The sequence below is a fragment of the Nonomuraea phyllanthi genome (assembly GCF_006334985.2).
GTDB classification, from domain to species: Bacteria; Actinomycetota; Actinomycetes; order Streptosporangiales; family Streptosporangiaceae; genus Nonomuraea; species Nonomuraea phyllanthi.
Genome location: NZ_VDLX02000027.1, coordinates 20181 through 33705, shown reverse-complemented (window position 1 = coordinate 33705; position 13525 = coordinate 20181). Strand labels below are relative to the sequence as shown.

The window sequence follows — 13525 nt, the reverse complement described above, 5'->3', positions numbered from 1 at the left end:
TAGCCAACATCTCGGGTTCGAGCAAGGAGTGGCCGTGTTGCTGCGCATGTCGTCGTTGTTTCTTCGCACCCTGCGGGACGACCCGGCAGACGCGGAAGTCCCGAGCCACAAGCTCCTGGTCCGCGCCGGCTACGTCCGCCGCGTGGCGCCGGGCATCTACTCCTGGCTGCCCCTCGGCAAGATGGTGCTCGAGAACGTCGCGAAGGTCGTCCGCGAGGAGATGAACCGGATGGGCGCCCAGGAGGTGCTCTTCCCCGCCCTGCTGCCCCGCGAATACTACGAGGCCACCGGCCGCTGGACCGAATACGGCGACACGATCTTCCGCCTGCAGGACCGCAAGGGCGCCGACTACCTCCTCGGTCCCACGCACGAGGAGCTCTTCACCGACATGGTCAAGGGCGAATACTCCTCCTACAAGGACTTCCCGGTCACCCTCTACCAGATTCAGACCAAATACCGCGACGAGGCGCGGCCCAGGGCCGGCATCCTGCGCGGCCGCGAGTTCCTCATGAAGGACTCCTACTCCTTCGACCTCGACGACGACGGCCTCAAGCACTCGTACGAGCAGCACCGCGAGGCCTACATCCGCACCTTCGACCGGCTCGGCATCCGCTACAAGATCGTCTTCGCCCAGTCGGGCGCGATGGGCGGGTCGGCGTCGGAGGAGTTCCTGGCTCCCACGCCCACGGGCGAGGACACGTTCGTGGCCTGTCACTCGTGCGGCTACGCCGCCAACGCCGAGGCCGTCGTCACCCCCGCGCCCGCCGCGCGCCCCCTCGACGACGCCGCGCCGCTGCGGGTCATGGACACGCCCGACACGCCGACCATCGACACGCTGGTGTCGTACGTCAACGAGCACCACGGCCTGTCCGTCACCGCCGCCGACACGCTCAAGAACGTCGTCGTCAAGGTCTCCACCCCCGGCTCCGACAAGGTCGAGACCCTGGTCATCGGCGTTCCTGGCGACCGCGAGGTCGACTTCAAGCGCCTGGAGGCCGCGCTCTCGCCCGGCGAGCCCGCCATCTTCGAGGCCGCCGACTTCGCCAAGCACCCCGGCCTCGTCCGCGGCTACATCGGCCCCCAGGTCCTGCGCTCGCTCGGCATCCGCTACCTCGTCGACCCGCGCGTGGTCACCGGCACCTCCTGGGTGACCGGGGCCAACGAGCCCGGCAAGCACGCCGCCGACGTGGTCGCGGGCCGCGACTTCACGCCCGACGGCACGATCGAGGCCGCCGAGGTGCGCGCCGGCGACCCCTGCCCCCGGTGCGGCTCCGAGCTGTCCATCGACCGCGGCATCGAGATCGGCCACATCTTCCAGCTCGGCCGCAAATACGCCGACGCCGCCGGCCTCGACGCCCTCGGCCCCGACGGCAAGCCGATCCGGGTCACCATGGGCTCCTACGGCATCGGCGTCTCCCGCGCCGTGGCGGTCATCGCCGAGCAGGCCCACGACCCGCTCGGGCTGGTGTGGCCGCGCGAGGTCGCGCCCGCCGACGTGCACATCGTGGGCACCGGCAAGGACAACCAGATCGAGGCCGCGCTGGAGCTCGGGGCCGAGCTCGAGTCGCGCGGGCTGCGGGTGCTGGTGGACGACCGGCCCTCGGTGTCGCCCGGGGTGAAGTTCAAGGACGCCGAGCTGCTGGGGCTGCCGACGATCGTGGTGGTCGGGCGCGGGCTGTCGCAGGGCGTGGTGGAGCTCCGGGACCGGGTCTCCGGCGAGAAGTCGGAGATCCCCCTCGCGGAGGCCGCCGACCGCATCCTGGCCGCCACCACCTGACCCACCGGGCCGCGCCCCGGCGCCGCAGGCGCGCCGCGCAGGCGCGGCCCGCTGAAGCCGCCGGGACGCGACGCCCGTGCTGCGCCGGGTCCCTCAGCCCATCGGGAGGGGGGTCCTGGTGCGGCGGCGCAGCACCGCCGGGCCGACGAGGCAGGCGGCCGCGACGAGCAGGATCGCCGGCGACACCGGCCGGGTGACGAAGACCGACGGGTCCGCCACTCCGGCGTTGGAGACGGCCAGGCGCCGGCTCGCCGCGCTGCAGGACCCGACCAGGCTGCGGCCGGCGTACGCGATCCTGCGCGACCCCGTCGCCACCTCCGAACTGGCCACCCAGCCCCGCATGACCGCGCCCCAGGTCTCGCGGCACCTGCGCAGGCTGCGGGAGGCCCAGCTCGTGCACACCCACCGGCGCGGCTCGGTCGTCTACCACCCGCTCGACGCCGACGCCGTCGAGCGCCTCGGCCCCGACCTGCTGTCGGTCCTCTACCGCTGAGGCGCCCTACCCGCCGCCGTGCGACGGCGAGGCGGAGGACGTCGGCGACGGGGCCGGCGCCGACACCGGCATGCCGGGGAAGGCGGGAGGCTGTGCCGGGCGGAACGCGTAGGAGCGGGTCACCGCCTCCTGCATGGCCAGCGCGGCGTAGCGGCGCAGGTCGGAGTCCTGGGCGGCGGCCAGCTCCAGGTAGGCGGCCGTCACGCCGGCCTCCAGGCGCACCGCCAGCTTGGCCGCCAGCGCCTGGTCGGAGGGGAAGAACGGCAGCGCGTAGGAGGGGTCGGCCTCGACCGGCCGCCCGCCCCGCGCCGTGATGAGCGTGCGCAGCTGGTCGCGGCGCGCCCGGTGGGCGTCGAAGGCGGCGCTCATCTTGTCGCGCAGCGACCCGGACGTGCGCGCGCCCAGCAGCCCGTACGCGTACAGCACCGCGTGCTCGGCCGCCAGCGCCCCGCGCAGCTTCTCGACGTCGGCGGGGCTCACAACGACCTCGGCAGGGCGACGACGTGGGCGGCCTCGCAGGCCCCGATGCTGGCGATCAGCTGCGCCACCCCGGGCGAGAGGCCGGCGAGCTGCTTGGCCCGCTGGGCCGCCGCCTTGCGCTCCAGGTCGCGCAGCTCCGACAGCGACGGCTCGGGCGTGGCCGACGGTGCCGCGGAGACGGTCGCGGCGGAGGGGGAGGCGGTGGCCGGTGGCGCCGAGGACACCACGACGTACTTGCGCAGCTCCTTCAGATGCGCCTCGTGCCGCTCGCGGAACGGGACCAGCTTCCGCGCCCCGCCGGTGATCAGCGACGAGTAGAGCGCGATCGTCCGCTCCTTCTCCGCGATCAGCCCTTTCAGCAGCGTGGTCTCGGGCGAGTCGGACGCCTTGGCGGACGGCTCGGGCGGGCCGGTGGCGCTGCAGGCGGTGAGAGTCGTGCCGCCTGCGGTGAGAGCGGCCGCTCCGCCCGCCAGCACGACTCGCCTGGAGAGGTGACGCGGGCGCACGGGCTTGGACCTCCAGTGACTACGGACGCAGATAGCATCGTACGGGCTAGTGCCCTGAATCGCCGTCAGGCGACGCCCCCGCCATTCGACCACGACGAGTGGCGCTCTTTCCGTGCCTCCGTACAGATAGGGTGTCAACTGTCGTCGCTGGCTGAGCGGCCGGTCGGCGACGAGCCAGAGGCGAGGTCCGCCCGGCTGAGACTTGACAATAGGGGAGGTCGATATGGGCAACGCATCACCCCGCGACCACCTGATGAAGCTCCTTGAGCCTGTGGTCAGCGCGGAGGGCCTCGACCTGGAGGACGTCACGGTCACCCAGGCCGGCAGGAGACGGCTGCTGCGCGTGGTCGTCGACCGCGACGGCGGCGTGAGCCTCGACGACGTGGCGGAGGTCAGCCAGGCCGTCTCCACGGCCCTGGACGACGACGACGCGATGGGCCAGTCGGCCTACACGCTGGAGGTCTCCTCCCCGGGCGTCGACCGCCCTCTGACGGAGCCGCGCCACTGGCGGCGCGCGGCCAAGCGCCTGGTGAAGGCCGAGATGAGAGACGGCACCGTCGTGGAGGGCCGCATCCTGGCCGCGGACGAGTCCGGGGTCGACCTCGACGTCGCGGGCACCGCGCGCAGGCTTGATTACGAGGGCCTGACCCGGGGACGGGTACAGGTGGAGTTCCGCCGGATCGACGACGTCGACGGCGACGAAGGCTAAGGGGGAGCCGTCGTGGACATCGACATGAGCGTCCTGCGCAGCCTGGAGCGAGAGAAGGACATCTCGTTCGACCTGGTCGTCAAGGCGATCGAGGACGCACTGCTGATCGCCTACTTCCGCACCGACGGCGCCGCGTCCAAGGCGCGGGCCGAGCTCGACCGGAGCAGCGGTCACGTCACGATCTGGGCGGCCGAGCTCGACGAGGACGGCGAGGTCGTCAGGGAGTTCGACGACACGCCCAGCAACTTCAGCAGGATCGCCGCGACCACTGCCAAGCAGGTCATCCTGCAGCAGTTGCGCGACGCCGAGGACGAGATCAACTTCGGCGAGTTCGCCAGCCGCGAGGGCGAGCTGGTCTCCGGCGTCATCCAGCAGGGCAAGGACCCGCGCGTGGTGCTGGTCGACCTCGGCAAGATCGAGGCCGTGCTGACGCACGCCGAGCAGGTGCCCGGCGAGGAATACGTGCACGGAGAGCGCATCCGCGCCTACGTCGTGCAGGTGAAGAAGGGCCACAAGGGCCCCTCGGTCACCCTGTCGCGCACGCATCCCGGGCTGGTGAAGAAGCTGTTCGCGCTGGAGGTGCCCGAGATCGCCGACGGCACCGTGGAGATCGCGGCGGTGGCGCGCGAGGCGGGCCACCGTACGAAGATCGCGGTGCGGTCGCGCAAGCCGGGCGTCAACGCCAAGGGCGCCTGCATCGGGCCGATGGGATCACGTGTCCGAAATGTAATGACCGAGCTGCACGGCGAGAAGATCGACATCATCGACTGGTCCGACGACCCGGGCGAGTTCGTGGGGAATGCCCTGTCGCCGGCCCGTGTTTCCCATGTCGAAGTGCTCGATCTCGAGGGGCGCGTCGCGCGGGTGACCGTGCCCGACTACCAGCTTTCGCTGGCCATCGGGAAAGAGGGGCAGAATGCCCGGCTTGCCGCGAGACTCACCGGGTGGCGGATCGACATCCGGCCGGACACACAGGCCGAAGATGCCGCCGGTTCCGTAGATGCGTCAACACGGTAAGCTGGAATATGGTGGCCATGCGGCTCCGCAGCGCACCTGTGTGGGCTGCAGGGTTCGCACGGCTAAGTCCGAGCTGCTCCGCCTGGTGCGGGTTGAGGATCATGTAGTCCCCGACCTGCGAGGACGGCTTCCTGGCCGCGGTGCATCGCTGCATCCGTCCTTGAGCTGTCTGGAGCTTGCCGAGCGTCGCCGAGCGTTTCCGCGCGCGTTCCGCGTGCCGGGGCCGCTTGACGTCTCGCGCGTGCGGGCGCACCTGGAGGGAGACCACGAAATGTCATGTAGGACGCCGAGTTGATGGGCGGAGTCAGATTGCTATGAGCGCCTGATGAGCACGCGGCGATGAAGACGTCAAGGTAGCGACGGTCCGGACGGCATAGCCAGCCTCCCGGGCCGAGTAAGGGAGTGCAGTGGCGAAGGTCCGGGTATACGAGCTCGCTAAGGAGTTCGGCGTAGAGAGCAAGGTCGTCATGGCCAAGCTCCAGGAGATGGGAGAGTTCGTCCGATCGGCGTCCTCGACCATCGAGGCGCCGGTGGTCCGCAGGCTCACCGAAGCTCTGGGCGCATCGAAGGGTGGGCCCTCCAGAGGCGGCGGACAGCCGTCCAACAGGCCGCAGCCGCCTAAGGCTGCTCACCGGCCGGCCGATGGCCAGGCCGGCAACGGCGCCTCGCAGGCGCCGGTCCCCACAGCCCCGCGTCCGGGTCCCAAGCCCGGTCCGCGTCCCGGCCCCGCGGGCGGCGGTCAGCCGCGCCCGCCGGTGCCCATGCCCCACCAGCCTCAGCAGCAGCCGCAGGTCGCTCGGGGCGAGACCTCCGGGGCTCCGCAGGCACGTTTCGAGAGCGGCGCGCCCGCGCGCCCGACCCCGGGCCCGCGTCCCGGCCCCGGTGGTGGTGCCCGTCCGGGTCCCAAGCCGGGTCCCGCGCCCCGTCCGGGTCCCGCCGGTGGCGGCGGTGGCGGTGGCCAGCAGGCTCCGCGTCCCGGCGCGCACGGTGGCGGCCCGCGTCCCGGCCCCGGCCCGAAGCCGGGTCCGCGCGGCCCGCGTCCCGGTAACAACCCGTTCTCCTCGACCGCCAGCGGCATGGGCCAGTCGCGCCCGCCGCGCCAGGGCGGCCAGCGTGACGGAGGCGGTCCCGGCCAGCGCGAGCGTCGCGACGGTCCGCCGCGTGACGGCGCGATGCCGCGTCCGCCGCAGGGCCGTGGCGGCACCGGCGACGCCGGTCCCAGGCCAGGTCCGCGTCCGGGCCCGCCCGGCGCAGGTGGTCCGCGTCCCGGTCCCGGTGCGGGCGGTCCCCGTCCTGGTGGTCCGCGTCCCAACCCGATGATGATGCCGCAGGGCCGTCCTGCCGGTCCGAGCGGCGGTGGCCGTCCCGGCGGCGGCGGCGGTGGCGGCCGTCCCGGTGGCGGCGGTGGCCGTCCGGGTGGCGGTGGCGGTCGTCCCGGTGGCGGCGGCGGCGGTTTCGCCGGTCGTCCCGGCGGCGGCACCGGTCAGCGCACCGGCACCGGTGGTCCCGGTGGCGGCTTCGGCGGGCGTCCCGGCCCTGGTGGCCGTGGTCGTGGCGGCGGCACCGCGGGTGCCTTCGGGCGGCCCGGCGGCCGTCCGGCCCGCGGGCGCAAGTCCAAGCGGCAGAGGCGCCAGGAGTTCGACAACATGTCGGCGCCGGCGATCGGCGGTGTGCAGGTCGCCCGTGGCAACGGCGCGACGATCCGCCTTCCGCGCGGCGCGTCGCTGGCCGACTTCGCCGACCGCATCGGCGCCAACCCCGCCTCGCTCGTGCAGATCATGCTGCACCTCGGCGAGATGGTGACCGCCACGCAGTCGGTCAACGAGGAGACGCTGCAGCTGCTCGGCGCCGAGCTCGACTACAACATCCAGGTCGTCAGCCCGGAGGAGGAGGACCGCGAGCTTCTCGAGGCCTTCGACATCGAGTTCGGCGAGGACGAGGGCGACGAGGCCGACCTGGCCGCGCGCCCGCCGGTCGTGACCGTCATGGGTCACGTCGACCACGGTAAGACCAAGCTGCTCGACGCCATCCGCAAGACCAACATCGTGGCGCGCGAGGCGGGGGGCATCACCCAGCACATCGGTGCCTACCAGGTCTCCACCGAGCACGAGGGCCAAGAGCGGAAGATCACCTTCATCGACACCCCGGGTCACGAGGCGTTCACCGCCATGCGTGCCCGAGGCGCCAAGTCCACCGACATCGCGGTGCTGGTGGTCGCGGCCGACGACGGTGTGAAGCCGCAGACGGTCGAGGCGCTCAACCACGCCCAGGCGGCCGACGTGCCGATCGTGGTCGCGGTCAACAAGGTCGACAAGGAGGGCGCCGACCCCAACAAGGTGCGCGCCCAGCTCACCGAGTACGGCCTGGTGGCGGAGGAGTACGGCGGCTCGACGCTGTTCGTCGACATCTCCGCGCTGAAGGGCCAGGGCATCGACGAGCTGCTCGAGGCGATCCTGCTGACCGCCGACGCCGAGCTCGACCTGCGGGCCAACCCGACGATGGACGCGCAGGGCATCGCGATCGAGGCGCACCTCGACAAGGGGCGCGGCCCCGTCGCGACCGTCCTGGTCCAGCGCGGCACGCTGCGCGTCGGCGACTCGATCGTCTGTGGCGAGGCCTTCGGCCGCGTCCGGGCGCTGCTCGACGACACCGGCGAGCCGGTCGACGAGGCCACGCCGTCCCGTCCGGTCCTGGTGATGGGTCTGACGGCCGTGCCGAGCGCCGGTGACAACTTCATCGTCGTCACCGACGACCGGATGGCCCGCCAGATCGCCCAGCAGCGTGCGGCGCGCAAGCGCACCGCCGACATGGCGAAGTCGAGCCGTCGCCGCAGCCTCGAGGACATCTTCAAGGACCTCGAGAAGGGCAGCGTCGACGAGCTCAAGCTCATCATCAAGGGCGACGTGTCCGGTTCGGTGGAGGCCCTGGAAGACGCCCTGCTCAAGATCGACGTCGGCGACGAGGTCAGGCTCCGTGTCCTGCACCGCGCGGTCGGCGCGATCACCGAGTACGACGTCAACCTGGCCGTCGCCGACGACAACGCGGTCATCATCGGCTTCAACGTCCGCCCCGAGCCCCGGGCGCGCGACCTGGCCGAGCGCGAGGGCGTCGACATCCGCTACTACTCGGTCATCTACCAGGCGATCGAGGAGATCGAGGCGGCGCTCAAGGGCATGCTCAAGCCCGAGTTCGAGGAGGTCCAGCTGGGCACGGCGGAGGTCCGCGAGGTCTTCAAGGTGCCGAGGATCGGCAACGTCGCCGGTTCGCTGGTCCGCTCCGGCGTGATCGTCCGCAACAGCAAGGCCAGGCTGATCCGCGACAGCGTCGTCGTCGCCGACAACCTGACCGTCTCGTCGCTGCGTCGCTTCAAGGATGACGCGACCGAGGTCCGCGAGGGCTTCGAGTGCGGCATCGGTGTCGGCTACAACGACATCCGGATCGACGACGTGATCGAGACGTTCGAGATGCGGGAGAAGCCGCGCGTGTGACGCGCGGCCGGGCGCCCGGCGGGACATCCGCCGGGCGCCTCTCGCACGCCCTCGCCTGGTCCCCACCGCAGCAGGCCGGTCGTGCGTTCACACCAGGCCAAGCGGTGGTTGCCAACGATGTATGTGGGTGCTCTGACCCTGGACATCCTGCTCGGCGACGTCAGGTCGCTGAAGCAGAAGCGCTCTGTCGTGCGACCGCTGATCGCCGAGCTGCAGCGCCGTTATCCCAGCATCGCGGTGGCTGAGACAGGCCATCTCGACCTGCACCGCAGGGCCGAGGTCGGCGTCGCGGTCGTGTCCGCCTCGGCGGGAAACTGCGAAGAGGTGCTGGACGCCTGCGAGCGTATGGTGGCCTTCCGCCCCGAGATCGAGCTGCTGTCGGCCAGACACCGGCTCTACAACGACGAAGATTGAACGACTGCACGGCCAGGTCGTGCGTGAGGGGGAGCGAACATGGTGGATGCCGCACGAGCGCGCAAGCTCGCCGACCGCATCCAGCAGATCGTCGCCGAGATGCTGGAGCGCCGGATCAAGGACCCGCGCCTGGGCTTCGTCACCGTGACCGACACGCGTGTCACCGCTGACCTGCGCGAGGCGACGGTGTTCTACACGGTGTTCGGCTCCGACGCCGAGCGGGCCGACAGCGCGGCCGCCCTCGAGAGCGCCAAGGGCATCATCCGCTCCGAGGTGGGCCGCCAGACCGGCGTGCGCTTCGCCCCGACCCTCACGTTCAAGCACGACCCCCTGCCTGACAGCGCGCGCCACCTCGACGACCTGATCCTCGCCGCCCGAGCCCGCGACGCCGAGGTCGCGCGCCGGGCCGAGGGCGCCTCCTACGCGGGCGAGGCCGACCCCTACAAGAAGCCCGAAGAGGACGAGGACGCCCTGTTCGACAAGGTCGAGGACGATCAGGAGTGACGCCCGACGTACGCGACGGCACCCGCCGGGCCTCCCATCCGCGCCGGGTCAGCCCCGGCGCGGGCGCCACCGCGGTCCCCGAGGCCGCGTGGGACCGGACGCTGCGGCTGATCGGCCGGTCCGAGGAGGTCGCGCTCGCCTGCCACGTGACGCCCGACGGCGACGCGCTCGGCTCGATGCTGGCGGTCGGGTTCGCGCTGCGCTCGATCGGCAAGCGGGTCGTGGCCTCGTTCGGCGACCGCCACTTCGCGGTGCCGCGGCTGCTGCGGTTCCTGCCGGGGCAGGAGATGCTGGTGCCGCCGGCGGAGTTCCCCGCCGCGCCCGAGCTGCTGATCACCTTCGACGTCTCGACGTTCGAGCGCCTGGGCCTGCTGCGCGACAACACCGCCAGGGCCGGCGAGGTCATCGTGATCGACCACCACCCCTCGAACGAGGGGTTCGGCACGCTCAGCCTCATCGACTCGACGGCGGCCGCCACGGCCGTGCTGGCCGAGCAGCTGATCTACCGGCTCGGCGGGCGGCTCGACCGCGACATCGCCACCTGCCTCTACGCGGGGCTGGTGACCGACACGGGCTCGTTCAAGCACGCCTCCACCACCTCCGCCGTGCACCAGATGGCGGCCAGGCTGGTGGCCACCGGGCTGCGCACCGACGAGATCGCCCGCGAGCTGTGGGACCGCTCGCCGTTCGGCTACCTCAAGGTGCTGTCCGCCGCGCTCGACCGGGCCGTCCTCGAGGACGGGGTGGTGTGGACCTACGTGAGCCGGGTCGACCGGGCCGCGCAGGGGCTGCCGTACGCGGAGCTGGAGGGCATCATCGACATCGTCCGGCGCACCGACGAGGCCGAGGTCGCGGTCGTGCTCAAGGAGGACGACCACGGCGACTGGCAGGTGTCGACCAGGTCCAAGGGCAGGGCCGACGTGGGGTCCGTGTGCGCGGCGCTGGGCGGCGGCGGCCACCACAACGCGGCCGGCTACACCTCCCACGACAGCGTGGAGCAGACGATGGCCGCGTTCCGGCGCGAGCTGGGGAAGGTCTGATGGCCGAGAGCGGGCTGATCATCGTCGACAAGCCGGGCGAGTGGACGTCCCACGACGTGGTGGCCAAGATGCGCCGCGTCGCGGGCACCCGCCGGGTGGGGCACGCGGGCACGCTCGACCCGATGGCGACCGGCGTGCTCGTGGTCGGCGTGGAGAAGGCGACCAGGCTGCTCGGGCACCTGGCGCTCACCGAGAAGGTGTACGAGGCCACGATCCGGCTCGGCGTGAGCACCAACACCGACGACGCCGAGGGCGAGACCACCGCCACGGCCCCCGCCTCCGAGGTGACGGCGGCCGAGATCCACAAGGGCATCGCGGCGCTCACCGGCGAGATCATGCAGGTCCCGCCGCAGGTGAGTGCCATCAAGGTCAACGGCCAGCGTGCCTACAAGAAGGCCCGCGCCGGCGAGGAGGTCGCGCTCGCGGCCCGGCCCGTCACCGTGCACGCGTTCGAGGTGCTCGGCATCCACACGCACGACGACGTCGTCGACGTCGACGCGGTCGTGACCTGCTCCAGCGGCACCTACATCCGGGCGCTGGCCCGCGACCTGGGGGCGGCGCTCGGCGTCGGGGGGCACCTGACCCGGCTGCGGCGCACCCGCGTGGGCCCGTACGACCTGTCGCTGGCCAGGACCGTCGAGCAGCTCGTCGAGGAGTGCGTGATCCTGCCGATCGGGGAGGCGGTGACGGCGGCGTTCCCGCGCAGGGACGTCACGGCCGAGGAGGCGCGCGTCATCGGGCACGGGGGGCGCCTGCCGTCCCTGGGGCTCGGCACGGGGCCGATCGGCGTGTTCGGGCCGGACGGGGGGCTGCTGGCGCTGGTCGAGGAGCATGGCCCGGTGGCCAAGCCCCTCGCCGTGTTCGTCGGCTAGCGGAGCCGGCGGCTCGGGTCGCGGGCCGGCGGCTCGGGCCGGCGGGACTGATGGCTTGGGTCAGCGGGGCCTGCGCGCCACGATGATGTCGCGGACGATCGCCTGGTCGACCCGGTGCTCGAAGCCCGGGTAGTCCAGCACCTCCAGCCCGGCCGCGCGCAGGATCTCCGCCAGGTCGGCGCTCTTGCCGCCGTAGGTGTTCCAGGCGATGCCCATGGCGCCGCCGGGCCGGAGCAGCTCGGCCCAGACCGGCACGGCCTGCCTGAGCAGCTCCAGTGGGCTGCGGGACAGGCCGGAGCCGCCCTTGCTGCCGTGCTGCACGCCGTAGGGCGCGTCCGCCACCACGACGTCGAACGAGCGTGGCCTGAAGAACTCGCGGCTCTTGAGGGTGTCGGCGCTGACCACCGCCAGGTGCTGGACGTCGCCCGCCTTGACGGCCTCCTTCGACAGGCCGAACGTGACGTTCAGCCGCCGCCCCAGCAGGGCCCGGTCACGGCGCACCGGCACGGTCTCGGCGGTGTGCTTGAGCCGCTTGTTGCGCAGCCAGGTCTTGATGAACCCGGCGTAGGCCTCGAAGTCCTTGCCGTCGACGTCGAGCCCGTAGGCGTCGTAGCCGTACATGAGAGCCTGGTTGAGGGTCGTGCCGCGCCCGCACAGCGGGTCGAACACCGCCAGCCGCTCCCCGAGCCCCTTCTCCCCGGCCAGCGCGGTGACGTTGAGCAGCAGCTTGGTGAAGTGCTCGTTGGTCTTGCCCGCGTATTTCTGGATGGTGATCAGGTCGCTGCTGAGCCGGTCGAGCGGGCGCATGGTGAGCGGCCGGAGCAGGTCACCTTCCATTCCAAAAACTGCGTAAACAGCGGAAAGATTGGACAAAAGCGATATGTCCGACTGTTCGAGCGGGGTCGCTGCCTCGAACGTCACGTACGGCACGCCCCCGATGACCGTCTCCTCGCTGTCGCGCACCTTCCCGCCCAGCCCGCGCTCGCTGAAGACGGCCAGCTCGCTCCTGGTCAGCCGGACGGAGCTCTCGCCGTAGACGCGGTTGAAGGCAGGCAGGATGAGAAGCGCGTAACGAGGCATGATGCGTGATGATATCCCCCTCGGTTGGAGCTGACGGAGACGCGCGTGGCAGGCTTGGTCTCGGATTGATCCACCACGAGCGAATGGGGCCTGGCGTGCACGGTTCGGGAAGGTCTGTCGTCACCATCGGCGTGTACGACGGGGTTCACCGCGGGCACCAGCGGGTGATCGGGCGGGCGGTCGCCATCGCCGGCGAGCGGGGGCTGCGCAGCGTGGCCGTCGCGTTCGAGCCGCACCCCGACGAGGTCGTGCGCCCGGGGTCCCGCCCGCAGCGGCTCACCAGCGCGCGGCGCAGGAGCGAGTTGCTGGCCGGGCTGGGGGTGGGCGAGGTGGACGTGGTGGAGTTCACGCTGGGGTTGTCGCGGACCAGCCCCGACGACTTCGCCCAGAACGTGCTGTCCGAACGGCTGCGCGCGGCCGTCGTGGTGGTGGGGGAGGATTTCGTGTTCGGTCACGGGGCGAGCGGAGACGTGGAGACATTGCGAACGCTGGGCGACAAATACGACTTCGAGGTGGAGGTCGTGCCGCTGGTCGACGGCGTCTCCTCGACCGCGATCCGCGAGCGGCTCGTCGCGGGCGACGTGGAGGGCGCGCGCGAGCTGCTCGGCCGGCCCCACCGGGTGGAGGGCGTGGTCGTCCGCGGCTACCAGCGGGGCCGCCAGCTCGGCTTCCCGACCGCGAACGTCGAGACCCCCCAGCACACCGCCATCCCGGCCGACGGCGTCTACGCGGGGTGGCTGGAGTGCGTGCCGGTGGCCAACCTGCCCACGCTGTACGCGGGGGAGCGCTGGCCGGCGGCCATCTCGGTCGGCACGAACCCGACGTTCGAGGGGGTGCCGCGCACGGTCGAGGCCTACGCCCTGGACCGTGACGACCTGGAGCTGTACGGCGCGCACGTGGCCGTCGACTTCGCCGCCCGCCTGCGCGGCAACACCCGTTTCGACTCCATCGACGCCCTGATCGCCCAGATCCACGCGGACGTGGAGGCGGCCCGCGATCTGCTCGGCTGAGCGTACGGGTCCGCCGGACCACCCGGCCGGTCAAGAACGCGCTCCGTAACGGCGGCGCGCCACTGAAGGGTCAGATGCCGTTTCCCTGGAGTGCCCTCAGCCGGAGTGCGGCGGGTGGCAGGCCACGGCGCCGCC

General features: G+C 72.0%; 14 protein-coding genes. 11 read left to right on the top strand and 3 right to left on the bottom strand.

Translation table 11 applies throughout. The features are described from left to right. Positions 1-34 precede the first annotated feature (34 nt). Positions 35-1777 carry a proline--tRNA ligase gene (locus tag FH608_RS45360; protein ID WP_193318995.1) on the top strand — a complete coding sequence of 581 codons (1743 nt, stop codon included), beginning with the start codon at positions 35-37 and terminating at the stop codon, positions 1775-1777. A 118-nt stretch (positions 1778-1895) separates the two neighbouring features. Further along, on the top strand, positions 1896-2270 hold the full coding sequence (locus tag FH608_RS45355; RefSeq protein ID WP_193318994.1) for an ArsR/SmtB family transcription factor: 375 nt from the start codon (positions 1896-1898) through the stop codon (positions 2268-2270). 6 nt (positions 2271-2276) lie between these two features. Here the strand turns inward: FH608_RS45355 and FH608_RS45350 are convergent, their stop codons facing one another. Together FH608_RS45350 and FH608_RS45345 are read right to left on the bottom strand one after the other, a co-directional pair. Next, positions 2277-2750, bottom strand: coding sequence for a ferritin-like domain-containing protein (locus FH608_RS45350; protein WP_139637381.1), 474 nt, complete (start codon positions 2748-2750; stop codon positions 2277-2279). Next, positions 2747-3256 carry a hypothetical protein gene (locus FH608_RS45345; RefSeq protein ID WP_139637380.1) on the bottom strand — a complete coding sequence of 170 codons (510 nt, stop codon included), beginning with the start codon at positions 3254-3256 and terminating at the stop codon, positions 2747-2749. The genes FH608_RS45350 and FH608_RS45345 overlap by 4 nt, the downstream gene beginning before the upstream one ends. A gap of 223 nt (positions 3257-3479) precedes the next feature. Here FH608_RS45345 and rimP point away from each other — a divergent pair, with 223 nt between their 5' ends. From rimP to truB, 8 genes are all read left to right on the top strand, one after another. Next, positions 3480-3965 (top strand): ribosome maturation factor RimP, encoded by a 486-nt coding sequence (gene rimP, locus FH608_RS45340; protein ID WP_139637379.1) that lies wholly within the window; start codon positions 3480-3482, stop codon positions 3963-3965. Positions 3966-3977: 12 nt separating this feature from the next. Beyond that, the gene (gene nusA, locus FH608_RS45335) at positions 3978-4982 is read left to right on the top strand and encodes a transcription termination factor NusA (RefSeq protein ID WP_139637378.1); all 1005 of its coding nucleotides are present in this window, start codon (positions 3978-3980) and stop codon (positions 4980-4982) included. Continuing rightward, positions 4966-5277, top strand: a complete 312-nt coding sequence (locus FH608_RS45330; protein ID WP_139637377.1) for a YlxR family protein — start codon at positions 4966-4968, stop codon at positions 5275-5277. The genes nusA and FH608_RS45330 overlap by 17 nt, the downstream gene beginning before the upstream one ends. Before the next feature lie 112 nt (positions 5278-5389). Then, a complete protein-coding gene (gene infB, locus FH608_RS45325; protein WP_139637376.1) occupies positions 5390-8470 on the top strand; it encodes a translation initiation factor IF-2 in 3081 nt (1026 codons plus the stop codon). 117 nt (positions 8471-8587) lie between these two features. Continuing rightward, positions 8588-8884: a DUF503 domain-containing protein gene (locus FH608_RS45320; protein WP_139637474.1), complete on the top strand. Its 297-nt coding sequence runs from the start codon at positions 8588-8590 to the stop codon at positions 8882-8884. Positions 8885-8923: 39 nt separating this feature from the next. After that, positions 8924-9388: a 30S ribosome-binding factor RbfA gene (gene rbfA / locus FH608_RS45315; protein WP_139637375.1), complete on the top strand. Its 465-nt coding sequence runs from the start codon at positions 8924-8926 to the stop codon at positions 9386-9388. Then, positions 9385-10428, top strand: a complete 1044-nt coding sequence (locus tag FH608_RS45310; RefSeq protein ID WP_139637374.1) for a DHH family phosphoesterase — start codon at positions 9385-9387, stop codon at positions 10426-10428. The genes rbfA and FH608_RS45310 overlap by 4 nt, the downstream gene beginning before the upstream one ends. Beyond that, positions 10428-11300, top strand: a complete 873-nt coding sequence (gene truB, locus FH608_RS45305) for a tRNA pseudouridine(55) synthase TruB (protein ID WP_139637373.1) — start codon at positions 10428-10430, stop codon at positions 11298-11300. Before FH608_RS45310 ends, truB begins: the two co-directional genes overlap by 1 nt. Before the next feature lie 60 nt (positions 11301-11360). On the opposite strand, the gene FH608_RS45300 is transcribed toward truB, so the two are convergent. After that, the gene (locus FH608_RS45300) at positions 11361-12380 is read right to left on the bottom strand and encodes a TRM11 family SAM-dependent methyltransferase (RefSeq protein ID WP_139637372.1); all 1020 of its coding nucleotides are present in this window, start codon (positions 12378-12380) and stop codon (positions 11361-11363) included. Positions 12381-12463: 83 nt separating this feature from the next. On the opposite strand from FH608_RS45300, the gene FH608_RS45295 reads away from it, so the two are divergent. Next, positions 12464-13390, top strand: a complete 927-nt coding sequence (locus tag FH608_RS45295; protein ID WP_139637371.1) for a bifunctional riboflavin kinase/FAD synthetase — start codon at positions 12464-12466, stop codon at positions 13388-13390. The last annotated feature ends 135 nt before the right edge of the window (positions 13391-13525 follow it).

Coding starts and splice junctions, on each gene's coding strand:
- rimP (WP_139637379.1), top strand. CDS start 3,480: ATGGGCAACGCATCACCCCGCGACCACCTGATGAAGCTCCTTGAGCCT.
- FH608_RS45330 (WP_139637377.1), top strand. CDS start 4,966: ATGCGTCAACACGGTAAGCTGGAATATGGTGGCCATGCGGCTCCGCAG.
- FH608_RS45320 (WP_139637474.1), top strand. CDS start 8,588: ATGTATGTGGGTGCTCTGACCCTGGACATCCTGCTCGGCGACGTCAGG.
- rbfA (WP_139637375.1), top strand. CDS start 8,924: ATGGTGGATGCCGCACGAGCGCGCAAGCTCGCCGACCGCATCCAGCAG.
- truB (WP_139637373.1), top strand. CDS start 10,428: ATGGCCGAGAGCGGGCTGATCATCGTCGACAAGCCGGGCGAGTGGACG.
- FH608_RS45300 (WP_139637372.1), bottom strand. CDS start 12,380: ATGCCTCGTTACGCGCTTCTCATCCTGCCTGCCTTCAACCGCGTCTAC.
- FH608_RS45295 (WP_139637371.1), top strand. CDS start 12,464: ATGGGGCCTGGCGTGCACGGTTCGGGAAGGTCTGTCGTCACCATCGGC.